The organism is Bradyrhizobium arachidis, assembly GCF_015291705.1.
Taxonomy (GTDB): domain Bacteria; phylum Pseudomonadota; class Alphaproteobacteria; order Rhizobiales; family Xanthobacteraceae; genus Bradyrhizobium; species Bradyrhizobium arachidis.
Map to the genome: position 1 here is coordinate 7126221 of NZ_CP030050.1, position 24160 is coordinate 7150380.

31 protein-coding genes are annotated in these 24160 nt (G+C 63.7%); 14 read left to right on the forward strand and 17 right to left on the reverse strand.

The genetic code is table 11. From position 1 onward, the window contains the following. Window positions 1-134: 134 nt before the first annotated feature. On the reverse strand, window positions 135-350 hold the full coding sequence (locus WN72_RS33490; RefSeq protein ID WP_092215973.1) for a hypothetical protein: 216 nt from the start codon (window positions 348-350) through the stop codon (window positions 135-137). Window positions 351-493: 143 nt separating this feature from the next. On the opposite strand from WN72_RS33490, the gene WN72_RS33495 reads away from it, so the two are divergent. Continuing rightward, window positions 494-631, forward strand: coding sequence for a hypothetical protein (locus tag WN72_RS33495; RefSeq protein WP_167336485.1), 138 nt, complete (start codon window positions 494-496; stop codon window positions 629-631). A 40-nt stretch (window positions 632-671) separates the two neighbouring features. Here WN72_RS33495 and WN72_RS33500 read toward each other — a convergent pair whose 3' ends face one another. Both WN72_RS33500 and WN72_RS33505 read right to left on the reverse strand, forming a co-directional pair. After that, window positions 672-920: a hypothetical protein gene (locus tag WN72_RS33500; protein ID WP_027562466.1), complete on the reverse strand. Its 249-nt coding sequence runs from the start codon at window positions 918-920 to the stop codon at window positions 672-674. Window positions 921-1149: 229 nt separating this feature from the next. Then, window positions 1150-1350, reverse strand: a complete 201-nt coding sequence (locus WN72_RS33505; RefSeq protein ID WP_167336484.1) for a hypothetical protein — start codon at window positions 1348-1350, stop codon at window positions 1150-1152. A 64-nt stretch (window positions 1351-1414) separates the two neighbouring features. Between WN72_RS33505 and WN72_RS33510 the strand changes: the two genes are divergently transcribed. After that, window positions 1415-1591: a hypothetical protein gene (locus WN72_RS33510; RefSeq protein WP_167380799.1), complete on the forward strand. Its 177-nt coding sequence runs from the start codon at window positions 1415-1417 to the stop codon at window positions 1589-1591. A gap of 97 nt (window positions 1592-1688) precedes the next feature. On the opposite strand, the gene WN72_RS33515 is transcribed toward WN72_RS33510, so the two are convergent. Next, window positions 1689-2129 carry a hypothetical protein gene (locus WN72_RS33515; RefSeq protein ID WP_092215977.1) on the reverse strand — a complete coding sequence of 147 codons (441 nt, stop codon included), beginning with the start codon at window positions 2127-2129 and terminating at the stop codon, window positions 1689-1691. Window positions 2130-2286: 157 nt separating this feature from the next. Between WN72_RS33515 and WN72_RS33520 the strand changes: the two genes are divergently transcribed. After that, entirely contained in the window at window positions 2287-2472 is a 186-nt protein-coding gene (locus WN72_RS33520) for a hypothetical protein (RefSeq protein WP_027562464.1), read from the forward strand. Window positions 2473-2727: 255 nt separating this feature from the next. Then, window positions 2728-4014 (forward strand): NRAMP family divalent metal transporter, encoded by a 1287-nt coding sequence (locus tag WN72_RS33525; RefSeq protein WP_027562463.1) that lies wholly within the window; start codon window positions 2728-2730, stop codon window positions 4012-4014. A gap of 146 nt (window positions 4015-4160) precedes the next feature. Here the strand turns inward: WN72_RS33525 and WN72_RS33530 are convergent, their stop codons facing one another. The 5 genes from WN72_RS33530 to rocF form a co-directional block, all read right to left on the reverse strand. After that, window positions 4161-4349 carry a hypothetical protein gene (locus tag WN72_RS33530; RefSeq protein WP_027562462.1) on the reverse strand — a complete coding sequence of 63 codons (189 nt, stop codon included), beginning with the start codon at window positions 4347-4349 and terminating at the stop codon, window positions 4161-4163. A 179-nt stretch (window positions 4350-4528) separates the two neighbouring features. Continuing rightward, a complete protein-coding gene (locus WN72_RS47155) occupies window positions 4529-4813 on the reverse strand; it encodes a hypothetical protein (RefSeq protein ID WP_027562461.1) in 285 nt (94 codons plus the stop codon). 113 nt (window positions 4814-4926) lie between these two features. Next, window positions 4927-5469 carry a c-type cytochrome gene (locus WN72_RS33535; RefSeq protein WP_092215979.1) on the reverse strand — a complete coding sequence of 181 codons (543 nt, stop codon included), beginning with the start codon at window positions 5467-5469 and terminating at the stop codon, window positions 4927-4929. Beyond that, a complete protein-coding gene (soxC, locus tag WN72_RS33540) occupies window positions 5456-6727 on the reverse strand; it encodes a sulfite dehydrogenase (protein ID WP_092215981.1) in 1272 nt (423 codons plus the stop codon). The genes WN72_RS33535 and soxC overlap by 14 nt, the downstream gene beginning before the upstream one ends. A 164-nt stretch (window positions 6728-6891) precedes the next feature. Next, the gene (gene rocF, locus WN72_RS33545; RefSeq protein ID WP_092215983.1) at window positions 6892-7866 is read right to left on the reverse strand and encodes an arginase; all 975 of its coding nucleotides are present in this window, start codon (window positions 7864-7866) and stop codon (window positions 6892-6894) included. A 265-nt stretch (window positions 7867-8131) separates the two neighbouring features. Here rocF and WN72_RS33550 point away from each other — a divergent pair, with 265 nt between their 5' ends. Further along, the gene (locus WN72_RS33550; protein WP_092215985.1) at window positions 8132-8392 is read left to right on the forward strand and encodes a hypothetical protein; all 261 of its coding nucleotides are present in this window, start codon (window positions 8132-8134) and stop codon (window positions 8390-8392) included. 20 nt (window positions 8393-8412) lie between these two features. On the opposite strand, the gene WN72_RS33555 is transcribed toward WN72_RS33550, so the two are convergent. Both WN72_RS33555 and WN72_RS33560 read right to left on the reverse strand, forming a co-directional pair. Next, a complete protein-coding gene (locus WN72_RS33555) occupies window positions 8413-11157 on the reverse strand; it encodes an EAL domain-containing protein (protein WP_167380800.1) in 2745 nt (914 codons plus the stop codon). Window positions 11158-11215: 58 nt separating this feature from the next. Next, the gene (locus tag WN72_RS33560) at window positions 11216-12475 is read right to left on the reverse strand and encodes a FecR family protein (RefSeq protein ID WP_167380801.1); all 1260 of its coding nucleotides are present in this window, start codon (window positions 12473-12475) and stop codon (window positions 11216-11218) included. 129 nt (window positions 12476-12604) lie between these two features. Here WN72_RS33560 and WN72_RS33565 point away from each other — a divergent pair, with 129 nt between their 5' ends. The 3 genes from WN72_RS33565 to WN72_RS33575 all read left to right on the forward strand — a co-directional run bounded on the left by WN72_RS33565 (window position 12605) and on the right by WN72_RS33575 (window position 15624). Continuing rightward, window positions 12605-14401, forward strand: coding sequence for a ShlB/FhaC/HecB family hemolysin secretion/activation protein (locus WN72_RS33565; RefSeq protein ID WP_092215991.1), 1797 nt, complete (start codon window positions 12605-12607; stop codon window positions 14399-14401). Window positions 14402-14553: 152 nt separating this feature from the next. Further along, window positions 14554-15384, forward strand: a complete 831-nt coding sequence (locus WN72_RS33570) for an alpha/beta hydrolase (protein ID WP_027562453.1) — start codon at window positions 14554-14556, stop codon at window positions 15382-15384. A gap of 78 nt (window positions 15385-15462) precedes the next feature. Next, entirely contained in the window at window positions 15463-15624 is a 162-nt protein-coding gene (locus WN72_RS33575) for a hypothetical protein (protein WP_167380802.1), read from the forward strand. Window positions 15625-15813: 189 nt separating this feature from the next. Here the strand turns inward: WN72_RS33575 and WN72_RS33580 are convergent, their stop codons facing one another. The 3 genes from WN72_RS33580 to WN72_RS33590 all read right to left on the reverse strand — a co-directional run bounded on the left by WN72_RS33580 (window position 15814) and on the right by WN72_RS33590 (window position 17336). Next, complete coding sequence (locus WN72_RS33580) at window positions 15814-16155, reverse strand: phasin (protein WP_027562452.1); 342 nt, start codon at window positions 16153-16155, stop codon at window positions 15814-15816. A 143-nt stretch (window positions 16156-16298) separates the two neighbouring features. Then, entirely contained in the window at window positions 16299-16484 is a 186-nt protein-coding gene (locus WN72_RS33585) for a hypothetical protein (RefSeq protein ID WP_007612798.1), read from the reverse strand. Window positions 16485-16871: 387 nt separating this feature from the next. Next, window positions 16872-17336 carry a hypothetical protein gene (locus tag WN72_RS33590; protein ID WP_092216152.1) on the reverse strand — a complete coding sequence of 155 codons (465 nt, stop codon included), beginning with the start codon at window positions 17334-17336 and terminating at the stop codon, window positions 16872-16874. 198 nt (window positions 17337-17534) lie between these two features. Here WN72_RS33590 and WN72_RS33595 point away from each other — a divergent pair, with 198 nt between their 5' ends. Next, on the forward strand, window positions 17535-17891 hold the full coding sequence (locus tag WN72_RS33595) for a hypothetical protein (RefSeq protein ID WP_027562450.1): 357 nt from the start codon (window positions 17535-17537) through the stop codon (window positions 17889-17891). 47 nt (window positions 17892-17938) lie between these two features. On the opposite strand, the gene WN72_RS33600 is transcribed toward WN72_RS33595, so the two are convergent. Together WN72_RS33600 and WN72_RS33605 are read right to left on the reverse strand one after the other, a co-directional pair. Further along, on the reverse strand, window positions 17939-18514 hold the full coding sequence (locus tag WN72_RS33600) for a hypothetical protein (protein ID WP_027562449.1): 576 nt from the start codon (window positions 18512-18514) through the stop codon (window positions 17939-17941). A gap of 50 nt (window positions 18515-18564) precedes the next feature. Further along, window positions 18565-19098, reverse strand: a complete 534-nt coding sequence (locus tag WN72_RS33605) for a GcrA family cell cycle regulator (RefSeq protein ID WP_092215993.1) — start codon at window positions 19096-19098, stop codon at window positions 18565-18567. A 165-nt stretch (window positions 19099-19263) separates the two neighbouring features. Between WN72_RS33605 and WN72_RS33610 the strand changes: the two genes are divergently transcribed. Then, complete coding sequence (locus WN72_RS33610; RefSeq protein ID WP_027562447.1) at window positions 19264-19872, forward strand: S24 family peptidase; 609 nt, start codon at window positions 19264-19266, stop codon at window positions 19870-19872. A gap of 105 nt (window positions 19873-19977) precedes the next feature. Beyond that, window positions 19978-20253 carry a hypothetical protein gene (locus WN72_RS33615; RefSeq protein WP_092215995.1) on the forward strand — a complete coding sequence of 92 codons (276 nt, stop codon included), beginning with the start codon at window positions 19978-19980 and terminating at the stop codon, window positions 20251-20253. 39 nt (window positions 20254-20292) lie between these two features. Here WN72_RS33615 and WN72_RS33620 read toward each other — a convergent pair whose 3' ends face one another. After that, complete coding sequence (locus tag WN72_RS33620; protein WP_027562445.1) at window positions 20293-21267, reverse strand: quinone oxidoreductase family protein; 975 nt, start codon at window positions 21265-21267, stop codon at window positions 20293-20295. A 224-nt stretch (window positions 21268-21491) separates the two neighbouring features. On the opposite strand from WN72_RS33620, the gene WN72_RS33625 reads away from it, so the two are divergent. From WN72_RS33625 to WN72_RS33635, 3 genes are all read left to right on the forward strand, one after another. After that, on the forward strand, window positions 21492-21677 hold the full coding sequence (locus WN72_RS33625) for a hypothetical protein (protein WP_027562444.1): 186 nt from the start codon (window positions 21492-21494) through the stop codon (window positions 21675-21677). A gap of 149 nt (window positions 21678-21826) precedes the next feature. Then, window positions 21827-22774: an AAA family ATPase gene (locus WN72_RS33630; protein ID WP_027562443.1), complete on the forward strand. Its 948-nt coding sequence runs from the start codon at window positions 21827-21829 to the stop codon at window positions 22772-22774. A 5-nt stretch (window positions 22775-22779) separates the two neighbouring features. Next, window positions 22780-24159, forward strand: a complete 1380-nt coding sequence (locus tag WN72_RS33635) for a vWA domain-containing protein (protein ID WP_092216153.1) — start codon at window positions 22780-22782, stop codon at window positions 24157-24159. Window position 24160 lies beyond the last annotated feature (1 nt).

Sequence of the window (24160 nt, forward strand, 5' to 3'; positions counted from 1 at the left end):
TCCGCGAGCCTCGGCCATGCCTCGCATTCCGGGCAGCGGCGGCAGAGATGCACCACGGAATCCTCGCGCTTTTCATCGTCATCCGTCATGCGGAGGAGAATACAGCTCTCGCAGGGGCGTTTCCCTGCCCCAGGTTAATCGGCGTCACTTTGGTGCTCAGACAGTTCTTCCGTCCGATCTTGCGATCTGGGCCAGACCCGGGGCACGGGTGCGGCCAGCAGCGCCTCCGCGGACGCGATCATCTCGATGGACCGTTGCAGCATCTGGAGCGTGGCCTGGTTGCCGGCGCGGATGCGCCTCATCCGCGTCTCGACAAGGATCTCGATCCATTCCCGGTCATTCGGCATCATGCCAACCGCTTCCGGACAGAACGCCCGCAAGCTTAACCCATGTTAAGCCGATTGGTTCCCATCCGGTCCTGGTTCGAAAAATAGGATCTGCTCCCTTGCGATAGATCAAGCCGAGCGCCTGACAAACAGCGCGGCTTGTAACCATGGATCGCCAGCCTCCAAAGATACAGGACCCGCCGCCCGCCAAGCTGTCGCGGACCGAGGAAGCTCGCCGCCTCATTGAAGAGTATGTAGCCAGCCTCCAGCAGGTGATCCAGAAGCTGCGCCGCAAGATGAACTAGCCGCGCACGGGCGTGGCAAGATTGGCTGCCCGCGGCCGCCTCATTCCTCGGCCAGCTTGCGCTCGATATAGGCATCCACCGTCTCGGCGAACGAACGCTGCACGCCGACCGCGACACCGTACTGATCGAGCGCATCGCGCTGGAGCACGCGCAGGCCGCGCCCGCGGGCGCTGACCGGCGCGGTGTTCAGATATTGATCGATGGCGCCCTTGGCGAGCGGGATGGCCTTGGGGTCGCCCCTCGCGATCAACAGGCGCAGGAGGCTCTGGCATTCGGCGAGGCCAGGCATGGTATCCTTCATCCTTGCCGCGATTTCGGCTTCGGCTTTTTCACGGGCTGGGTATGGGTGCCGAACAGGGCCAGCAGAAACGCGACTTCTTCCTTCGAACCGATCTGGATCATGATTGTCTCCTTTTCGCTCCGTTGGTCGGGGCCGGACGCGAAGGAGTTCAGGACGATCTGGTTTCAGGACTGTTTCAGGCGTGTTTCGTCAGAATCTTGCGCCTGCCTGGGTGGCCTCAACCCCTGTTGTCGCGGCGCGCCTTGCTCTCGGCGCGCGACATCGCGCTTTCGAGGATCGCGAAGCGAAGCGCCTCGATCCGCTCGGCATATTCGCGGTCGAGACGCATCTTGTCCTCGCGCAGCCTGCGATTTTCCTCCATGACAAGAAGTGCCCGTGAGTGCAGCGAATCCGACATCGGCGAGATATGCCAAACCATGGAAACCTCCGCCTTCACATGCGTTAAGTGAAGTGTCTCAACCCCGCCCCGGAGGGAATCACCCATGGACTTTGTGAGCGAAGCAGCCCGGCACCGCCACGAGGCCGAAGAGCTGCGCGCGAAGTCCGAGCTGATGGCCGACGAAGCGACGCGCACTCAATATCTGCGGATGGCGGAAGCCTACGACGCCATGGCGGATCAGGAAGAGCGGATCACGCGGCTACCGAAGTCCCCGGACTAAGCGGCAACGAGATCAGGATGATTCGTCATCGCGCTCTAGCCTGTTGTTCGCGCATGATCTTTTCGGAAGACCGCTGCGCATCTCTCCGGATCATTCTTTAGGTCGTCCCGCCCTCTGACGCTGCGCGCTCCGTCGTCTTGGCCAAGGACCTTCTGCTGCAATACCACGCAGCAAGGCCCGCAGCCGCTCCCGCGGCGGCGTAGAGCATGCGGTCCCGGTCGAAGGGGCTGAAGAGATAATTCCCGGACCAGCCCAGCGCCGCACCGCAGGCGACAAAGAGAGGCGCGACAAGCTCCAGCCGCGCCTTGCGCACGCCCCACATCAACAGTCCGGCCGGAACGGCCGTGAACATGGCGATGAAAGCGAAGTGGACGGCGGCAACGAACAGCCCGGCGAACAGCAAGGGAAACGTCAGTCCCTTCGCGAGCGCCGCGACCAGTCCGTACAGAAAGAGGACCGCCGTTGCCGCCGCGCAGCCGGCGAACCAGCCCTTGACGTCCGCCGAGATCTCTGTTTCCCGATCCGTCATGACGGCCATCCTGACCCCGTCATCTTGCAGGTGCTTTCACCGAACGGTCAAACTTTAACTCAAATGCAGCAAAGCGGATTCGGCGGAATGAAATTTCTTCGCGCCATGCTGGGACATGTCGGGCAGACATGATGTCGCCCGGACATAGGGCGCTGGAGAGATTGCGATGTATTACGTCGCCGCTGCATTGCTGGTGCTGTCGGGACTGTTCTACTCCGCGAGCCATCACGAGCTCGGCCAGTTCGGCGCGAACATGTGCAGCTATGGCAGCGCGTTCTGCGAGAACCCGCTGATCGTCTTTTCCGGCGCGGCGCTCGCCGCGGCCTGGGGCATGTTCGTCAGCGTCAAATAGATCGCGAGGCGGGCCTGCGCATGTTCGGCGCCCGGATTCCGCCGGCGGATGCGGCCAGGCTCGCTGCCGGGCGGCAGCGCTTCGAAGCTTTCGGGATGATGCCAATCTACAGGTGTTTTGCCCGACGGGTCAAGCGAATTTAGCATAATCAGAAATGTGCGAGGGGTGGCCATCCGCGGATGGCCACGAGGAACTTTTGTTCCCTCCCCTGCATTTGCTAAAAAGACGCCGCACCGACCCCGAGCCCCCTTGTCCATGACCGACAGTGCCCTGACCCCGACGAAATCCACGCCGAGCCTGCTGCAACGGCTGGGGCCGGGCCTCATCACCGGGGCGGCGGACGACGACCCGTCGGGCATTGCCACCTATTCGCAGGCCGGGGCGCAATTCGGCTATGGACTGCTCTGGACGGTCTTCCTGACCACGCCGTTCATGATCGCGATCCAGCTCGTCAGCGCGCAGATCGGGCGCGTCACCGGCAAGGGGCTTGCCGCCAACGTCATGCAGATCGCGCCGCGCTGGGCGGTGCTGGCGCTGGTCGCCATGCTCGTCGCCGCCAACACGTTCAACATCGCCGCCGACATCGCCGCGATGGCGGAGGCGCTCTCGCTCGTCATCGGCGGCCTCAACCACGAGCACGCCCTGATCTTCGCGGCCGGCTCGACCCTGCTCCAGGTGTTCCTGCCCTATCGCCGCTATTCGCCGCTGCTGAAATTCCTCACGCTGGCGCTGTTCGCCTATGTCGCAACCGCCTTCACCGTGAAGATCCCGTGGAGCACGGCGCTGCTCGCCGCGGTGTGGCCGAAGGCGAATGTCAGCGCCGACTATTTCATGATGGTGGTCGCCGTGCTCGGCACCACCATCAGCCCCTATCTGTTCTTCTGGCAGGCCTCCCAGGAGGTCGAGGAGATGAATTGCGGCAAGCACGACCAGCCGCTGCGCGAGCTCAAGCACGGCGGCAAGCCGGAGCTTGCGCGCATCAGGGCCGACACCATCTCCGGCATGCTGCTCTCCAACGTCATCGCCTTCTTCATCATCCTGACCACGGCGTCGGTCCTGCACGCCAACGGCGTCACCAACATCAGTTCGGCGACGCAGGCGGCCGAAGCGCTGCGGCCGCTCGCCGGCAACTTCACCTTCGCCCTGTTCGCAACCGGCATCATCGGCACCGGCCTGCTCGCGATCCCGGTGCTGGCGGGCTCGGCGGCTTACGGCGTCGCGGAGATCTTCGGCTGGCGCGCCACGCTGGAGGCAAAGCCGGACGAGGCGGTCGGGTTCTACACTATCATCGCCGCCGCGACCGCGATCGGCTTCGGCCTCGGCTTCACCGGGATCGATTCGATCCACATGCTGGTGTGGAGCGCGGTGCTCAACGGCGTCGTCGCGGTGCCGATCATGGTGATGATGATGCTGATCGTCTCGAGCCGCGCGATCATGGGCCGCTTCCGGGCGCGGTCATGGCTGATCGCGCTGGGCTGGCTCGGCACGGCGCTGATGGCGCTGGCCGTCCTCGCGCTGCTCGGCTCGTCCCTGATCGGCTGACTAGTGCGGCGACAACGCCGCCGAGATCTGCGAGGCGATGATGAAGGCCGCGAACACGGCCGGCACGGCGATGAACCGCAGAAACTGATCAATCGAAAGCATTGCTGTCGTCCCCCCAGAAGACAAAAGCGCCCTCGCCCGCCGCGCTACTCCACCCCTTGCGCGGCGTGCTGATCGGCCGTCAGAAGCTGATCGGAAATGGCAGCGCCGCTCAACGTGAGCAGCGCCAGAATCGAAATCACGGCCAAGAATTGCATGGCCGGAAGCTCGGCTCGGATTGTGGCCAAAGATGTCAGAGCCTGGTGCGATTTCGCGACGATCCCTGGCAAGATCATGGCTATCCTCAATCCGTTTCTACGGCCCTTTCCCACCAAGAACGCCAGGGCCGGCCGCACCCTTCGGGATTCACGGCGATCCGGAGCGAGTTTAACAGTTGCGGCTGGAGTGGGGCTTGCGCCCGGACCTGGAGCGAGTTCGACGCAGGCTTTGGCTCGACGGCGTCGCGATCCGCGAGCTACGGCGTCACGGGATTGACAGTCGGGGATGTTTTCGGCCCCGGCCGCGCCGGTTCGAGCGACGACCTCGATTCAGTCGGAAGCACTGCGGCGCCTGCGGCACGCGCAGCCTCGCCCGTGGTTGCGTACATCGCGACATGGGCCGGCTGAGTCTTGGCTCGGTTCCAAGGACCGTGGTCGACGATCAACATTGCAGCGATCGTCAAGCCGGCCACGATCAGCGCAATCACGCCGGGATGGCGAAGCGCCGAGGACATGGAGTTTGCGAAACGATCCATTGCCATAGAAAGACCCACTCTGTTTCCTCTCGCAGGTTAATTCAAATTGGTCCTCGCAAGTTCCCCTTAAGCTTTGGCAAGTTCCGAGCTGAAGCCCGGAACTTGATCGTTCCCATAGGTCACTTCTTCACATCCGGACGCGCATCGCCGACGAATTTGTCTCGGTTCGGCATTCTGATGGCCGCCAGCGATTTGGCGTCGAGGATCGCATCCGCCCCAACAAGCCCGTTCAGGCTCAGGACGTAGGCCGACACCGCATAGACGTCATCGTCGCCCAGCGATTGCGGCGCATTCTGCGGCATCGCGCGGCGGATGTAGTCGAACAATGTCGGCGCATAAGGCCAGTAGCTGCCAACGGTTCGGACCGGCTTTGCCGTTCCGATCGTGCCCTGTCCGCCGACGAGCCGGTCGCCCAGGCCGCCTTCGCCTTTGTCGCCGTGACACGAGGCACATTGCTGAGCGTACAACTCACGCCCATGAGCGACCGAGCCGCTTCCCTTCGGCAAATTGCTGCCGTCGCGGCCGATGTCGATATTCCAGCCTGCGATCTCGGCGGCCGTTGCCGGCCGACCGATACCGAAGGGGCTTTGTGCCTGCGCTACGTTTACCCAGATGCCGGCGAGGATCGCAGAGACCACGCCGCAAGTGTTACGCCAGCGCATTCGTCACCTCGCCGTCTTGAGCGATGCGCCAGGGCCAGATCGCATTGTTGTGGTAGAAATAATTCTCGCCGCGCACTGCAAGCAGCTCGGCCAGCGTCGGCTGCACATAGCCGGTCTCGTCGATCGCGCGGCTCTGGATCACGGCGGGCTTGCCGTCCCATTGCCACGGCAGACGGAAGCGCGCCAGGGCACGCGTCAGCACCGGCTCCTGCAAGCGCGCTTCCTGCCAGCTTTTGCCGTCGTCCACCGACACTTCGACGCGCGCGATCTTGCCATGTCCGCTCCAGGCGATGCCGGTGATTTCGTGGAAGCCCGGCGCGCTCAGACGCTGGCCGCCCGAGGGACGCGTGATGATCGACTTCGCCTCCATGTAGAAGGAGAACTCGCGCGCAGTGCCGTCCGGCAAGAGATCGGTGTATTTCGACGTCTCCTCCCGCGAATAGACCGGCTCCGCCGTCACATGCAGGCGCCGCAGCCACTTCACGCTCATGTTGCCTTCGAAGCCCGGCAGGAGCAGCCGCAGCGGATAGCCCTGCTGCGGCCGCAGCCGCTCGCCATTCTGGCTGTAGACCAGCATGGCATCCTCGAGGCATTTCTCGATCGGGATGCTGCGCGTCAGCGCTGCCGCGTCGGCGCCTTCGGCGATCACCCACTTGGCCTCCGGCTTCAGCCCGGCCTCTTGAAGCACCAGCTTCAGGCTGACGCCGGTCCACTCGGCGCAGCTCACCAGACCCACGAGGTCCGAAGCCGTCTTGCCGTAGGGCCTGCTGTAGCCGGGATTGCCGGAGCATTCGAGGAAGTGGATGCGCGACTCCGATGGAAATCGCCTGAGATCGTCCATCGTGAAGATCAGGGGCCGTTCGACGAGCCCGTGCAGCATCAACCGGTGCTGCGCAGGATCGATGGTGGGGACGCCGCCGTGATGCCGCTCGTAGAACAGCCCGTTCGGCGTGATGATGCCATCGAGCTCCTGCAAGGGCGTACGACTGGACGCCGAGATGTACTGCTTGAGAGTCTTCGAGATGTTTTTGACCACGCCCTTCTCGAACGGCGAGGGCGCGCCGTAAGGCTGGCTTCCCATGGGGTCGCCCGGCGCCTTCATCCACTCAGGAACGTTGGGCGGAAGATTGTCCGTCTCCGCGGCCGCAGAAGCGCCCGCGCCGAGAACGGCACCTCCAATGGCTGCCGAACCGGCGGTCAGGAGGCGGCGGCGCGTGGTCGTCACGGGATTGTCGTCGGGATGCATCGTACTGCTCATTGCGGGCCCTCGGCTGGCGCTGAGCCCGCATCAAACAATCCGACTGCGGTATTTGCAATTCGCAGCTGTTTCAAAAGCCGGCGATTTTGATCGGGGCTGGTCTAAATCCAGCGGCCGCAGGAGCAGTTCCTTTCCTTGCAGCGCACAAACGCAAGCAGCTTGATTCACTCCCCCGGGGCGATCGCGTTGCTCGGCGTCGGCCGATCGGAAATCTGCTGGCCGAACAGGCTGCCGATCAGTTCGACCGCAGTGCGCGCGGTCCGGCCACGCTCGTCGAGGAATGGATTGAGCTCGACGATGTCGACCGATCCGACCACGCCGGAATCGTGCAACAGCTCCATGATCAGATGCGCCTCGCGATAGGTCGCACCGCCCGGCACGGTGGTGCCGACGCCCGGCGCCACGCAAGGGTCGAGGAAGTCGACGTCGAAGCTGACATGCAGCACGCCATTGCTCGCCTTGACCCGCTCGATGACGCGGCGGATCAAGACGGCGACGCCGAACTCGTCGATCTGGCGCATGTCGACGACCCTGATCCGTCGCGCGCGCATCAATTCCTTTTCGAGCTTGTCGATCGAGCGTGCGCCGAACAGATCGAGCCTGTCAGGGCCGATCGAGGCGCGCGGATCGTCGCCCAGGAGGCCGTCAAGGCCCGGCTCGCCGCACAGGAATGCCGCCGACATGCCGTGCATGTTGGCCGTGATCGTCGTCTCCGGCGTGTTGTAGTCGGCATGGGCATCGAGCCAGACCACGAACAGCTCGCGCCCACGCTCCTGCCAGTGACGTGCCATCGCATTGACCGAGCCCATCGACAAGGTGTGATCGCCGCCGAGGAAGATCGGCAACGCACCGGTTTGCGCGATCTCGTAGCCTCTGCGGCTCAGCACGCGCGTCCAGCGCTGGATCTCGCGGTAGTGATTTGCCTTCACGGGCGGCCTGTCGGCGAGGTCCGTGACCTCGGCGACGGAGAGATCGCCGTAATCGACGACGTCGAAATCGAGACTTTCGAGCAGCGTCGCAAGGCCGGCCGTGCGCAGCGCCGCAGGGCCCATCAAGGTACCGCGCTGCGAGGCCCCCATGTCGATGGGCGCGCCGAGCAAGGCGATGCGCCGGGCTCGGTCCATGGTCCGGTCGGTCACGGCAATCTCCCGAGTTCAGCAAGGCTGCACCAGCCTAACAGAGATTCGCTCCCGTCGTTTCCCGGGGATTTCGCAACGAAATGCGTCCCGCCGGAACTAATTGGCGTACGGCGCATTTCCACTGCAAGGCCGGCACCCGCCGTTCAAAACGGCGCCTGTCGCGGATAGCCAAAGGTCTTCGGGCCCGCTGTTCCAAAACGAGCGCTCGCGCGGATAGCCAAAGGTGCCGGTCTCAATCTTTCGGTCAGGTTCGGAGATCGCGCGCTTGAGCACGGAAATACCGCAGCCCAGTCCCCAGCCCGGCATGGCCGAACGCGCCATGGACGCAGCAACCGACGTCTCTCAGACCATCGGCGAGGTCGCGGGAGGCTTGCACGCCGCCGTCGACCGTCTCACCCATGCAATCGATGAGGCGCGAAAGCCCGGACGACCGCTCGCGACTGTCGCAGCGATCACGCGCGAAGCGCCCTTGGCGAGTCTGTTCGTCGCTTTCCTGTTTGGCGTGGCGGTCGCGCGCCGGCGCTAGCGGCCGCTATCGAGGGTGCTTCAGGCGGCGCTGACGGCTTCGAGTTCAGCCGTGAGAAATTGTGTCTCGAACGCCGCGGCAGGCATCGGACGGCCGAAGAAATAGCCCTGCCCTTCCTCGCATCCCATGCTGACCAGGAAGTCGGCCGTGGCGCGATTCTCGATGCCTTCGGCCACGACTGTCAGACCGAGCTGCTTGCTGAGGCCAATCGTCGATCCGACGATCGCGGCATCGTCGGAATCGGCGAGCAGGTCGAGCACGAACGAGCGGTCGATCTTGAGGCCATCCAGCGGAAACTTCTTCAGATAGCTCAGACTAGCGTAGCCCGTACCGAAATCGTCGAACAGGATGCGCACGCCGAGCTGCTGGATCCGCTTGAACATGTCGAGCACGCGAGCCTCGTCATGGAGCAGGATGTCTTCGGTGACCTCGAGCTCGAGCAGCGAGGGCGTGAGCCCCGTCGTGTCGAGCAGGGTCGCAACCGAATGCGCGAGATCGCCGGAGTGGAGCTGCGACGGCGACAGGTTGATCGCGACGCGCACGCTGCTGCCTGACAACTCCCAGGCGCGCGCCTGACGAGCGGCAGTCTCCATCACCCAGGTCGCGATTCGCTCGGAGAGCGCCGAGGTGTTGACCACCGGCATGAACTCGCCGGGCGACACGTGGCCGCGCAGGGGATGCCGCCAGCGGATGAGCGCTTCAGCGCCGACCAGGCCGCCGTCAACCAGCCGAACCTGGGGCTGGTAGAACAACTCAAACTCGCCTCGGTCTGCGGCAAGCGCCAGTTCGCTCTCCAGCGTCAGCCGGTTCTCCAGTTCTTGCCGGATCGCGTTCTCGAAGATCACGTGGCTGCCGCGCCGCGTCAGCTTCGCCTTGGTAAGTGCGAGATGGCCGTTGCTCAGGAGATCGTCGGCGTTGTGCCCGCCTTCCGGATAGACGGCGACGCCGAGGCTGATCCGCACGCGATGCTGGCGCGTGCCCGTCGTGAGCGGAGCCTCGAACGCGCGCGTGATGCGCTCGGCGAACTCCGCAATCGGCTCGCCGCCATCTGCGCTTTCGCGCCCAATGGCAAATTCATCGCCGCTGAGCCGGGCAACGACTGAGCGATCTCCGGCCTGCTCCTTCAGGCGATCAGCGACCGCCTGCAGCACGAGGTCGCCGGCGGAATGACCCAGCATGTCGTTGATGCGCTGGAAGCCGTCGAGCCCGATCACTAGCAGCGCAACCTCGCAGGAGCGCCGCTCCGCATCCGCAATCATGTCGACCAGCCCGGCATGCAGCATATTGCGGTTGGCAAGCCCCGTCAGCGCGTCGTGTTCGGCAAGATATCGGACACGTTCGGCTTCGCGCTTGCGAACCGAAATGTCGCGCAGGATCGCTCCGTACTGGAAACCGTCCGTTCCCTGCCAGCCCGAGAAGCTCGCTTCGACGGGGAACGTCTCGCCGTTCTTGCGCCGGCCCACGAACTCGACGACGACGGCACCGCCGGGCACCAGCAGCGCCTGGCGCGCCGCATCACGCATGGCGAAGGTCTTTGCGCCGGCATCCGCGGGCACCGCACAGAGCGCCTCGAACGGCTGCCCGATCATTTCAGCCGGCATGTAACCGAAGATCGCGCTCGCGCCGGGATTCCACACCGTAATCCGGTGATCCTCGTCGGTGCAGACCAGACCGTCGCCGAGCGACATTGCGATACGATGAAAGCGGCTTTCGGCGATGCGCCCTAGAAGACCGCGGAAATCGATCTCGTCGAGCGCGATCGCCGTCAGATAGGCGATGATCGCGATATGAAACAGCGACGTGTCGATGATGAGCGGCCATTTTGCCAGCACGAGGGCAGCGGCCAGCTCGACGCCCACCCCCGCTGCAACGAGGACCGCGACGCGGACACCGGGTGCGAAGCGGCGCCACGAATACATCATCAGCAGGCAGATCAGACCCAGGCCAGCGAACATGCCGGCATCAGATGTCCAGCGCAGCATGCGGTTCTGGAGGATCGATTCCGCCGCGAGCGCCTGGAGGCCGGGCCCCGAGATGATCTTGCCGTTGGGAACGCTGAACCGGTCGCCCAGCTCAAGCGCCGTGGCGCCGACGATGATCTTCTTGTCTCTCAACTTGTCCAGGGTCGCGGCGTCGCCGCGCAGCACGTCGGAATAGGAGACGGTTGGAATGGAGGACGCGCGAATGCTGTAATCGATCAGGAAGGGCGGCCGCCGATTGGCGTCCTGCCCGGCCAGCACGACGGCCATCGACGGCATCTGGGAGTCGCCGAGCTTCTCGCCAACCGGATAACGGCGGACGAGCCCGTCGGATTCAATCGCGACATTGACGACGGCCGGCCACGACTGGTTGCTGAATGGCTTCAAGGGACGATTGATGTGCGCCGTGCCGCCGTTTGGCGCCGGCTGCTTGAAGGACGGCAGGATCGTCGAACCGCCGACTTCGCGAAGCGCCGTGAGGAAGGCCGCGTCCGAGGCCGGATCCGACGGCGTGCTGAAATCGACGTCGAAGGCGACGTCCTGCGCGCCCGCCGCTTCGAGCCTGTGCAACAGCTCGGCGTGGAGCCGCCGCGGCCACGGCCAAAACCCGATCTGGTCGATCGAGGGCGCGTCGATAGCCACCACGACGACGTTGCCGGTCGCCGGACGTGATTGCCAGGCGAAACGCAGATCGGTGAGCGCATTGCGAAGCGCGCCATGCCATCCCGTGGACAGCACGACCGCCAGCGCGATCACGACCAGAATATGCGGCCGATAACGTTTCACCCGATCCTCCCGCACACCTGCTTCAGCGGGTGCGCCCCTTCACCCCTTGGAATTCGCGTCAGTGTCGGCCGTTGCCGTGGCCGTTACTGCCGTTACCGCCGCCATTTCCGTTGCCGTTACCGTTGTTGCCCTTGCCGTTCCCGGTGGCACCGCTATTGCCGTTACCGTTTCCGTTGTTCCCGTTATTCCCGTTACCGTTGTTGCCGGTGTTTCCATTGCCATTGTTGCCATTGTTGCCATTCTTGCCTGACGCATCGCTGGTCGACCCAGCGCTGGTCGCAACAGTCGTCGTCGCACTTGTCGACGAAGAGGTGGCACTGACCGCAGCAGCACTGCTGCTCGTGGTAGCGGCCGTCACGGTCGAACTGTTCGCGGCCGTTGTCGTCGTGCTCGTCTTGCTATCGCTCCAGACCGTCTCGGTATTGGTGCTGGCGTTCGCGTTGCGCACCTGTCCGGGAGCAGTCGCGCCGCGAGCAAGCCCGTTCGTGACCTTGTGGAAGTTCAGCTTGACCTCGCCGAGCGAGTTCGAGATGCGGACGACGCCGGCTTTTGGCGCGTGGGCTCCGCTCGCCTGATGCGATTGCTTCGGCGTGCCGACTGCCTTCGCTGCCTTGTCGATCGGACCAAGCGCATGGATCGCATGGCCGTTGGCCGCATTGCGCGGCGCCGACAGGCCCGACTTCGGCACGGGGACGCGCTCGATCGTCGAGGCGCGCGGCTTGCCCTGCTCGATCGGATTGAAGGTCCCGGCACCACCCAGGCTGAGGCCGGGCTTGCCGTGCTCGAAGGCGGTCGCCGATTGTCCCGGCATGACCTGGGCGATCTGTCCCGTCTTGAAGTCGGAGACTTCGACCTGGCCGCGGAGCACGCCGACCTTGGTGCTGCCTGCCCCCACGGTGACGCTAAACTGCGTTCCCTTGACGACGGCGGCGAGATAGGGCGTCTCGACCTCGAAATGCTTGACGTTACGCTTCTCGACCTCGAGCAGGATCGAGCCCGCCTGCTGGATGATCGTGGTCGAAAGCCCCTCCTTCTTCTCGGCGGGCAAGCCGACCACCGAGTTCGGAGAGATCAAAATGGTTTCTTCACCGCGGACGAGCAGCACGCGTCCGTTGCGGCCGGTGCGAATGGTATCGCCCGGCTTGAGCGTGCCGTCCTGATTCAGCGACACGGGCTGCGCACCATCGGTGGCAAGCCAGACCTCGCCTGAGGACTTGCTGACCGACCAGACACCATCGTCCGCAGCGTGCGCAGCAGAAGCCATTCCCAGGATCAGCGCAGCCACGAAGGCGCACCGCATTCCAACTCTGCCGCGCATGATGATCCTCAGTCCCCGTTACAGGCGGACCCCGACGTATCCGAAATCACTCAACATAGAATTAGCGGGAAGCAACTGGTCGGCAGGTGCCATTAACGTTTCATTGACCATAAAAAACTAAGAAAAATCATGCGGCTAGCGAACCTTTACCGGCTCATGGGAATTTCTCCGTTGAACTACGGAGAGCGGTTCGTCACCCAGGTTGCAAAGCGGCATGTCCTCGCCGCGCTGGCGTTCGCGGCACCAATTCTTACGGGCGTTCCGCAGGCTTTCGCGCAGCAGGCGAACCAGCCCGGCTTCGATCCGCGACAGCCGGAGAAATACTTTGAAAACCAATCCGAACAGGAATCGCTGAGACGTCCTGCGGTCAGACTGCCGACGGTTGGCCAGCCCAACACCGGCGGCGACACCAGGCCGCAATTCGTCCTGCGCGGCGTCACTGTCAGCGGCGCCCATGCCATTTCCGACGATCGCATCGCTACGGTCTATCAATCTTATCTCGGCAAGAAGGTCTCGCAGGCCGACCTCGCCGCGATCGCAGGCGCGATCAGCGATCTCTATCGCGCCGCCGGCTTCCACTTAAGCCGCGCGATCGTGCCGTCGCAGGACATCGCCGACGGTCGTGTCCGCGTCCAGGTGATCGAAGGCGCCATCGTGGACGCCGAGCTGAAAGGCGACGGCGCCGAGCAGTTCGGCGTGAGGCCGATGCTCGCTCCGGTTCTGGCCGAACAGCCGTCGCGCCTCGCAACGCTCGAACGCCAGCTCTTCCTGATCAACGGCAGGCCGGGTGTCCGGATCACCGATACCGCGCTCGAGGAGATTGGCGGCGCGACCGGCCGCTTCCGTCTCACGGTCTATGTCAAGACCTGGCACGTTTTCACGTCGTTCGGTCTGGACAATCTCGGCTCGTCCTCGGTCGGCCCCTGGCAGACCTACGCGACCGGCGCGTTCAACTCCTATCTCACGCCCGGCGACACGCTGGCGGTCAACCTGTCGACCATTGCCAACGATCCACGCGAACTCGGCTTTGCGCGCCTCTCCTATGACGCGCCTGTTGGCGTCGACGGCGTGCGTCTCGGCGCGTCGGTCCTGTACAGCGCGGTGCGGCCGGGCGACGCCCGCCGCCTCGACAGCGACATCACCACGACCGAGGCTTTCGAGCTACGTGCCGGCATCGTGCCGTTGCAGTCGCAATCCTCCACGCTGACGCTGACAGCGGCGACGACCTTCAGCAACGTCTCCGAGCACGATGTTTACGGCCCCTGGTACAACGACCACATCAGGACCGCGAGCCTGACCGCCGACTACCGGCTGCAGGATCGCTTCGGCGGCACCAATTTCACGACAATGACCTACCGCCAGGGCCTCGACATCTTCGGCGCCTCGCATTTCGACGACGATCTCTTGTCGCGCGACGGCGCGTCCTCGAACTTCTCCGTGCTGAATTTCTGGTTCACGCGGTATCAGACGCTGAACGACGCCTGGTCGCTCAAGCTCTCGGCGGCAAGCCAGACCGCATCGCGGCCGCTGTTCACCTCGCAGCAATTCTATCTCGGCGGCGCGGCCTTCGGCCGAGGCTACGGCGCGGCCGAGATCAGCGGCGACAACGGTCTTGCCGGCTCGCTCGAAGTGCGCTTCGACCAGAAGCTGAATTTCCGCTACTGGAGCGGCTATCAACTCTACGCCTTTGGCGACGCTGGCGCGGTCTGGAACGACGGCTACCGTCTGGGCGACGGCCTCTCGCTGACATCGGCCGGGGCCGGCGTGCGGTTCTTCCTGCCGGACGATTTCCTGGCCGATTTCGGCGTGGCCGTCCCCTTGAGCTACCGGGCGCCGGACAACGAGCGCCGCAGCCCGCGTTTCCTGTTCACGTTGTCGAGCGCGTTCAGGCTCTGCCCAGAACACGGCACGGGCGGCTGCCTCTAGCCGCGCGAACCGCCGCCGTCGCATGCCTTGATGCGGCCCTTTTGCGGCGCTTCTCACAGACTTGCCTAAATTTAATCCCGTAACCTGCTCACGATCGCTCGATCCGGGAGTTCCCAATGACCATGTTCAGCCGAAAGTGATTGAGACGGACCATGAAAAGGGTGTTTGCAATCCTGGCGTTCCTTTGCGTTCTCGGCGTCGGCCAGTATTTCGTGGTCAGCCGGTTCGCGATCCGCCATGAGACGTTGTCCTTGTTCGACGCCTCCCGCCAGCGGCCGATCTCGGTCGAGATCGCGGTGCGGCGCGATTACGAGAACAAGGCCAATCTCGGCCTCTGGAAGCTCCCGCTTGCCGTCATCAGCAACGGCAACACCGTCAAGGCCACCGAGTATTCCTTCCTTGCCAACGTGCTCGCCGCGCGTGGCTATCTCGTTGCCAGCCTCCAGCAAGACCTGCCGAGCGATCCGCCATTGATGACCCATGTCGGCCAGCAATATGTCGGCCGGCGCGAGGTCTATATTCGCTGCGAGGCCAACATCCTCTTCACGCTGGGCGAGTTGAAGCGGCGGCAGGAGAACGTCGATTACGACCACATCACCCTCGTCGGGCATTCCAATGGCGGCGACGTCTCCATGTATGTCGCCCATCAGCATCCGGAGCTGGTGTCGAAGGTGATCACGCTCGACAATTTGCGGGTGCCTTTCGTGCTCAGCGACCATTTGAAGATTTTGTCGTTCCGCTCCAAGGATCCGCACTTCCAGACCGATCCCGGCGTGCTGCCGACGCCGGAAGAGGCGAAGGCGCGCGGCATCGACATCGTCCATACCGGCGCACAGCACACCGAGATGAGCGATCGCGGCCCCGACGCGGTCAAGGAGAAGATCCAGGCAACGCTCGACCGCTTCCTGCGCGACAGCGCCAGCAGCGCGCTCGCACCGGCCGACACGAGAAGCCCGATGATCATGAATCCGGGCGACTACTAGCCGGGTGCGCCTTGCGGCAGATCAAGGCCGCACCGGGCAGGCCGCGATAGCAAGAGCCTCACCATCCCGGAGAGGCCCGTGTCGCACCTGATCGAAAGCGTTCATACGGAAAGTCTTGAACTGCCCGGGGCAAAAACGCCGGGATTCGCGCGGCCGATCTATCGTTCGGTCCGCAGGCTGCTGCGGGCGATCATCGCTCGCATCGATCTCTCGCAATTTCCGCGATCGTGCTGCGGGTGAGTGCGATGCTTGGCGCGTGTGCCGCAACATGCAAATCCCTGCCGGAGGACCGACAGGGATCAGCAGAAAGGATGACGGACGGCGAATGGATCCATTCGGTGGCCCGTCATGGACCTGCACCAGCATCGAAATGCGGATCGCGGCGTCAGGCAAGATCAATTTGTGGGCACGCCCTGGACGAGCAGAGAATCAGGACTTGCCCTTGCCCGGCTGCATGAAGCTGCCGGTCATCTGGCGCATGTGATCTCCGGCGCTGGTGAACTGGCTGCGCAGGAAGTCGGACTGGATTCGCATGGCTTCCTGAAGGTCGGTGGCATGGACGAGCTTGCGTGCATGCTCGAAGGCCGACTTCATGTTCTGCTCGGTGAAAGCGAGCGCCTGCTTCGAGACCTCGGTGCCCGCTCCGGGAACCGACGTCATTGATTTGGTGGCAGCGTCGAAAAACATGCCGAAGGCCTTTTCGGCCTGGTCAATCGTCTTCTCGGCCAAGTCGCGCAGTTCGGCCGGAACTTCGAGCTTCGGTTCGATCATGGTCGCACTCCTCCCTTTTTCTTAACTAATTACCACACTTGCCCAATCGGCTGCCAGCGGCCAGACCCGGACAAACGTCGTCCGGCGGTCCGGCTGCTGGCAGGAAACGAAGGACAAGGCGTAAGACCGGCGCGCCGCCAGGCTCAGGACAGGGGGTGTTCGGGGAGGGTTTCTTCGGTGGCGAGGTCTTCGACGAGCTTAATGACCTCGAAGCGCTGTCGAGGCGCGAGCTTCAGAAACGCGCGGAGCAGGCGCAGGCTTTCGACGGTGCCGCTTGCTGGGGCGCCGAGCTTGAGGTGCAGTTCAGCCGCGAAATTGAGGTTTTTCATCTCGCACCTATGACAAGCATCGGCATTCGTGATCCGATATCGAGGCCCCACTCAGAGCCGAACGCCATGACCGAACGTCGCGGTGACGGTCAGTTGGCGGCCGGGTGGCCCCGTCGGGTAGCACGCTGAACGACATATCCGAACGGACGGGCTCAACCAATCAGGTTGCAATTATGCCAAGAAACAACCCATCCGGCAAGTCCAACCATCGACCTAGCGATGCTTCGTCCGCATCGGACCATGGCAATTCCGGATAACAGGAATATCGATCCTCGTCACCCACCTGCGTCAAGAAGCAACATTAATCACGCACGGAGCCTCAATCGCTGTCAATCGGCACAGCGTTTCACGGTGTTTCCGATGTGAACGGGGATGGACGAGGTCAGATTAAAGTTTCTTCAGAGTATACACGTAATTGTTGAGTCCGACCTCGGCGGTTGTATCGTCGACGAAATGAACGTCGATCTCGCAGCCGGTCTCCAGCGTCCTGATCGTCGCGCCAGTGAAGCCGAGCGAGGCGGCAAGCGCCTTGGGAACGGCTTTCTTGTCGGCGCGCTGCATCTCGTCGAACGCTCCCTGGAAGATCATGTCGGGAGTGTAGTCCGCCACCTTGTACTGTGGCTTCGCGCAGGCAAAGGGCCGTGGCCCCGATATCTCTTTCGCCTTGAAGACAACCGCCTTGCCCATCAGCCGCGTCCGCTCGATGTCGTCAGGCTTGCGGTGTGGATCGGCCCATGGTGCGACCGTCGCGGTCGTGAAGGTCCAGCTGCCAACGTAGAAGGGATCGGCGGCCGCAGCCGGGAGGGCCATACCCAGCCACGCCAGGAAGCAAACGATGCCGGTGATTTTCATCTGACGGTCCCTCAAGCTCTCGGCCTTGGACTCGCCTTCCTGCATCGAGGTTCATCGCTGCGGATATGTTTCTGCCCGTGAACCGCCATTCAAGATCGCGCGACAAAGCGGTTGCGGAACGGCCACGCGGATCACGGGCGCCATGGCCGATGGACTCAAAATCGATTCGGGCGCGCCTCAGCACCAAAGGACGACGGCATGCTTTCTCGCTGCGATCTCATCAAGGGCGCCGCGGTCGCGCTTTTCACCCTCTCGATACAAGGCGCATGGGCGCAGGAGACCAGGATGAATCTGTTCAAGATCGTCACCATCAAGGACGAAATCGTCATCGGATTGTCGGCGGAGGAGCTGCAGGCGCTCGGCGGCAATGATGCGAGCGCGGTTGCGCACGCGCTGGCGCAAAAGGGCGACCTCACCGTCTGGCAATACAACGTGCATCGCGGCCCAAGCGGCGAATTGCAGCAGGCGCCGACCGCCAAGATCGGGCTTCTGGCCAACGCCTCGCTCCGGGTCGAGCCCTACACGACCCCTTACCAGATCGTGCCGCACCCGTAAGCGGCGGACCGGCACGCCTACGGCCGAAGACCGCAGGCGTGCCGTCATCATTTGCGGCGGACTGCACGCTTCGTCCCCGCTTCCGTCGCAAACCCGTAGATCAGCGCCAGCCGGTCCAGGCATTCGCGAAAGCGCCGTGCAAAATAGTCGTTCCAGCGCTGCGTACGGACCGCGCGACGCTCTCCGATCTGGTCCATGGTGAGCCCCAGCACCAGCACGTCGTGCACCAGCGCCGCGCCGTCGGTGCCGAGCTCGCGCTCGACGCGGTTCAGCCGCAGCACCGCCTGGCGCTGGCTCTCGGTCAGAGGCTCGCGCGTGCTTGTACCATCGACATATTCGCGCGTCGTATCCACCGCCTGCGGCCCCCGCTCCGCCCTCTCCCAATCGTTCTGAAAGGCGCGTCCGCCGCGGTATTGCGCCTCGTCGATCTGATGGTGCGAATGCAGCCGGCCGAGCGGATCGCTGCGGACCGAGCGGATCGCCATGATCTTCTCGCCGGGATCGAGCGCCAATGGATTGTCGACCTCGACCTCGGCCACGTCGGCATTGAACGGCATCTCGCGCGAGCGCCGGTCATAGATCCCGGTCAATTTGTAGGATTTGTTGCGTCGGGCACGTGCCACTCGGATACTCCTTGCAGGATTGACGATTGGACAGGCAGATGGCCGCCAACTCAGGCGGCGAAGACCAGCCTCAGCACGACGGGACCGGCCGTACGGGCGGGCGCAACTCCGGTCCGGCGCGTCAGGCGCGCATGCGGCGTGCAATAGCTGGAGCCTGGCTGGCGCGGATGTCCGCAGAAGGTGATCTCCTCCCCGTCCCTCTCGCCGCCATAGGGATAGCGGCAATCGCCGGCTGCAAGTTCAGCGAACGAGATCAGGCGCGGCTGGACGCCGACGCAGCGCAGCTTCACCCGTGCGGCGGGCTTCATCGCGGATTTCGGCGGCAGAATCAGGTTCGGCAATGCCGGGCGATGTGCCGAAAGCAAACAGGTCTCGCCCGGCAAGCACGGCACGATCGGCGGACTCGTCACCCGCGCCGACCCGACAAGTCCGAGCCGCTTGACCCGGCCCGCCACGGCATTGCGCGTGTAAGCCGTTCCAAACCTTGCGTTAATCTCTCTCCCGATCTCCGCATAGGATAGTCCTTTGAGAAAATAGTCGCGAAGCGCGTCGGAGTGCTCCGACGGCCAATGACCCAGTTCCATGCTGCTGTCCTGTGATGCGCCTTCTCCGGTCGCACGACCGGAGGCGAGACACACATTCCGGTATTCCGAAGAGAGAGTCAAGCAATAATTCTGATATTCATAATTGCATTTATTCCGAATTCCGGACTACAAGAGGGCAGCCGATGGGCAATCGAGGGAATCACCATGTTGGACGTTGCGATGATCGAGCGGGGCCTGGAGAAGACGGGCAAGAGCAAGGGCGGCCTGGCGGCGGCGATGGGCGTGCGGCCCGGCGCGGTGTCGGAGATCCTCGGCGGCGAGCGCCTCGTGAAAGCCTCCGAAATCATTCCGATCATGGAATATCTCGAGCTCAACCTCGCGCCGATCATGGGACGCGTCGGGGCCGGCGCGGTGATCGAGCCGGACTACGAACAGGTTCCGCCCGACGGGCTCGGCGACATCACGCTACCCTTCCCCATCATGGAAGAGACGATCGCATTCGAGATCGTGGGCGATTCGATGCTGCCCAAATACGAGAGCGGCGACGTGATCGTGGTCTACAAGGACCAGCGTCATCCGCTGTCGAGCTTCTACGGCGAAGAGGCCGTGGTCCGGCTCAAGACCGGGGAGCGCTATTTGAAGACCATCGAGCGGGGCAAATCCCCTTCCGTCGTCAATCTCACCAGCTTCAATGCCAAGCCGATCGTCGGCGTAAAGCTCGACTGGGTCGGGGAAATCTGCCTCTCCATGCCCAAGGGGCAGCTCGAGCGGCTGCGCGCCAAATCGGCCCGCCCCCGCAAGAAAGGCAAATAGGGGCGATCGAGCGATTTCCGATTTTTGGAAATCGCGCTTGACTTAATTCCGTTTTTCGGAAATACTCTGCCGCGCTTCGGACGAGGGGCGCGGCAGGATCGTTTCATGCAGTATTTCGTCGTGATGATCGACTACGGACGGCGCGGCCGCGAGGCGATCGTCGATCCCGAAATCACGCGGCGCGAGGTCATCTCGCGCATCGTCTCGGGTGAATACCAGAACATCTCGTTCATCCACGAGATCGCAGAGAACTCGGTCGAGGACGTCACCGAGGCCATCCTGACCGAGGCCACCCTCCCCCAGATCGCGCCCGAAGATGTCGATCTCCAGGCGATCCTGCTCGATCACGCCCGCGACCTGCGCAAGCACGAGCGGGCGTGACGCAGGAATAGCGAGCCTGCGCCAACGCCCAACGGGAGATCACACCGTCAGCACGGTCGATCCCGTGGTCTTGCGCGCGGCGAGATCGGCATGCGCCTTGGCCGCGTCCTTCAACGGATAGGTCTGGTGCACCTCGATCTTGACCGCGCCGGACTTCACGACATCGAACAGCTCGTTCGCCATCGCCACGAGGTTCTCGCGTTTGGCGGCGTAGGTGAACAGCGTTGGCCGGGTGACGTAGAGCGAGCCCTTCTGGGCCAGCAGGCCGAGATTGAGCGGCTCGACCGCGCCGGACGACTGACCGAACAGCGCGACGACGCCGAGCGGCGCGAGACAGTCCAGCGACTTCAGAAACGTATCCTTGCCTACGGAATCGTACACCACCGGCACCTTCTTGCCACCGGTGATCTCGTCGACGCGCTTCACGAAATCCTCGCGCGTATAGATGATCACGTGGTCACAGCCATGCGCCTTGGCGAGCTTCGCCTTCTCGTCATTGCTGACGGTGCCGATCACGGTCGCGCCGAGATGCTTGGCCCATTGGCTCAGGATCAGCCCGACGCCGCCGGCGGCGGCATGCAGCAGGATCGTGTCGCCCGCCTTCACCCGATAGGTCTGGCGGATCAGATATTGCGTCGTCAACCCCTTCAGCATCATCGCCGCCGCGGTCTTGTCGTCGACGCCGTCAGGCAACTTCAACAAGCGGTCGGCAGGGATCAGCCGAGCTTCGGAATAGGCGCCGAGCGGCGAAGCGCCATAGGCGACACGATCACCCGGCTTCAAATCGGTGACGCCGGGTCCGACTTCCTCGATCACGCCGGCTGCCTCGCTGCCGAGCCCGCTCGGCAATTGCGCGGGATAGAGACCCGAACGGTTGTAGATGTCGACGAAGTTGAGACCGACCGCGGTGTGGCGAATGCGCGCTTCGCCCGGTCCGGGCTTGCCGACATTGACCTCCTCCCAGACCAGGACTTCCGGACCGCCGGTCTTGTGAAAGCGAATGGCATGCGTCATGGGCGTTGCTCCCTTATTGTTGAGGTGAAGTCCGAACACCGGATCGGCCTGTGAAATAGGCATTTAGTCCGCCCGTTACAGTACAGAGCCGTAACAAGAATGTCACAGCGAACCACAAACGTCGGCCGTTCCGTCTCTGTTCGAAAGAGTTGATGGCAGCCTTCGGGCAACCGGCAGTAGCCTTCGCGCGGGGTTTGATGGGTCGCCTGCGAAGGAGAACCGAGATGCCAGCTTATGTACAGCATCATCAGGATATCGAAATCGCGCCTGTGATTTGCCCGACGTGCATGGGGTTCCTGCCGATGTATGTCCGCGAGGTCGAACCGCATTGGAGCCTTGCCAAGATCGACTTCGTCTATGAATGCGCCGATTGCGGCGCCGAGGTCAGACAAACCATCCGCAAGCACTGATCGCGCGAACGGCGCGACCTGCGCAAGTATTTGCGTTTCGCGGAAAAAACGCCGTTCACGCGGGTCTGATGTCTCCCAAACGAGGCTTGTTCTTTGCCGGGAACGCAGGCAGAACAAGCCTCAAATAGGACCTTTGGGAGCGCCATTTCGTGGCTGATCAGAAGGCCTCGACCTCGATCGAGGCAGTGGAGAGCGGCCTCGCCGCGCAGGGCTACATCGCGAGCCGGCAGATCGCGACCGCCGTCTATTTATCGCAGCAGATCGAGAAGCCAATCCTGGTCGAGGGCCCCGCGGGCGTCGGCAAGACCGAGCTCGCCAAGGCCATTGCCGCCTGGCGCGGCATGAAGATGATCCGCCTGCAATGCTACGAGGGCCTCGACGAGGCCAAGGCGCTCTACGAGTGGAAATACGCCAAGCAGCTGCTCTACACCCAGATCCTCAAGGACAAGCTCGGCGAGGTGCTCGGCGGCGCGCAGACGCTGCACGCCGCGCTCGACCAGCTGCACGATTTCGGCGACGTGTTCTTTTCCAAGGAGTTCGTCGAGCCGCGCCCCCTGCTCCAGGCGCTGGAGCAGCCGGGCGGCTGCGTGCTGCTGATCGACGAGATCGACAAGTCGGACGCCGAGTTCGAGTCCCTGCTGCTGGAGATCCTCTCCGACTTCCAGGTCACGATCCCCGAACTCGGCACCGTCTCCGCGATCACGCCGCCGACGGTAATCCTCACCTCCAACAGCGAGCGCGATCTCGGCGACGCGCTGAAGCGGCGCTGCCTGCATCTGCATATCGGCTTCCCGGAGCAGCGGCTCGAGGAACGTATCGTCGAAAGCCGCGTGCCCGGCATCTCGCAGGCGCTGCGCCGGCAGATGGTCGGCTTCATCCACGAGATCCGCTCGCTCGACCTGAAGAAGCTGCCCTCGGTCAGCGAGACCATCGACTGGGCGCGCGTGCTGGTGCTGCTTCAGGCGACCGAGCTCGACACCGATATCGTCAAGGATACGCTCAACGTGCTCCTGAAGTATGAGGCCGACATCGAGGCCGCATCGCCGCAGGTGACGACCTTCATTGCCAAGGCGGCCCGGTCCAACGTCTTCGGTTGACGCCGATGCGCGAGAACCTCCATCGTTTCTTTCGAGCGGCGCGCGGCGTCGGCGTCCATGTCTCGCCTGCCGAAAGCATCGATGCGATGCGCGCGGTGTCGCAGGTCGGCTTTTCCGATCGGGCGATCCTGCGCGACGCGCTGCTGCTGACGCTTGCCAAATCGCAGGACGAGAAGCTGGCGCTCGCCGACTGCTTTGATCTGTTCTTCAGCCAGCCGGAGCCGCGGCAGGATCAGCCTGAGGCCAACACTAATGACGAAGCCTCGCAAGGGGCGGACCAGTCTCCCTCGTCAGGCTCGGCCAGCGAAGCGGGCGAAGGCCAGCCCCCGGAAGGACTGGGTCCGCTGGCCCAGATGCTGCTGTCGCAGGATCGCAATGCGATCCAAGCCGCCATCGCCAGCGCATCCGGCGCGGCGTCGCTCTCCGACATCCGCTATTCCACCCAGCGCGGCATTTTCTCCAGCCGCATCCTCGACGCCATGGGCCTCCAGCGCCTGCGCGACGATCTCGACGAGCTGACCGCGACCAATCCGTCGCTGGCCGAGCGTCTTCGCGCCGCGCTCGACGGCTTGCGCGAGGCCGTGCGCGACACGGTCTCGCAGGGCCTTGCACTCTATGCCCGCGAGGAGGCCGAAAACCTCCGCAACGAGATCCTGCGCAACGCGCCGCTCGCCCGGATCGAGCGGCGCCAGGTCGCGGAGATGCGCGCCCTCATTCGCCAGATCGCCCGCCGCCTGCGCGAGCGCTATTCGAAGCCGCGCAAGCGCCAGCGCCGCGGCCATCTCGACGTCCGCCGCACGCTGCGCCGCAACGCCGCCTGGGGCGGCGTGCCCTTCCTCACCGCCTGGAAGCGCAAGCATCGCGACCGGCCGAAGATCGTCGCGCTGTGCGATGTCTCCGGCTCGGTCGCGCAGGTCTCAGATTTCTTCTTGCTTCTGATCCACTCGCTGCACGAGGCCGTGGACGACGTCCGCTCTTTCGCCTTCTCCTCACACCTGATCGAAGTCAGCGAAATTCTCGAAAAGAAGTCGCCGGAAGAGGCGATGGCCGAGATCATGTCCAAGGTCGGCTTCGGCTCGTCTGACTACGGCTCTTCGCTGGTCGACTTCGAGCACGATTTCATGAGCACGCTGACGCCGCAGACCACGGTGATCGTGCTGGGCGACGCCCGCAGCAACAATCTCGATCCGCGCGCCGACATCCTGCGCCGCATCTCCGAACGCTCGAAGCGGCTGGTCTGGCTCAATCCGGAAGGAAGGCTCGCCTGGGGCTTTGGCGATTCAGAGATGCCGCGTTACGCGACCTTTTGTACGGTCGTGCGTCAATGCGCCACCGCGCAGCAGCTCGAGCGCGCGGTGTCCGATATCGTGGCCACTTATCAGTAAG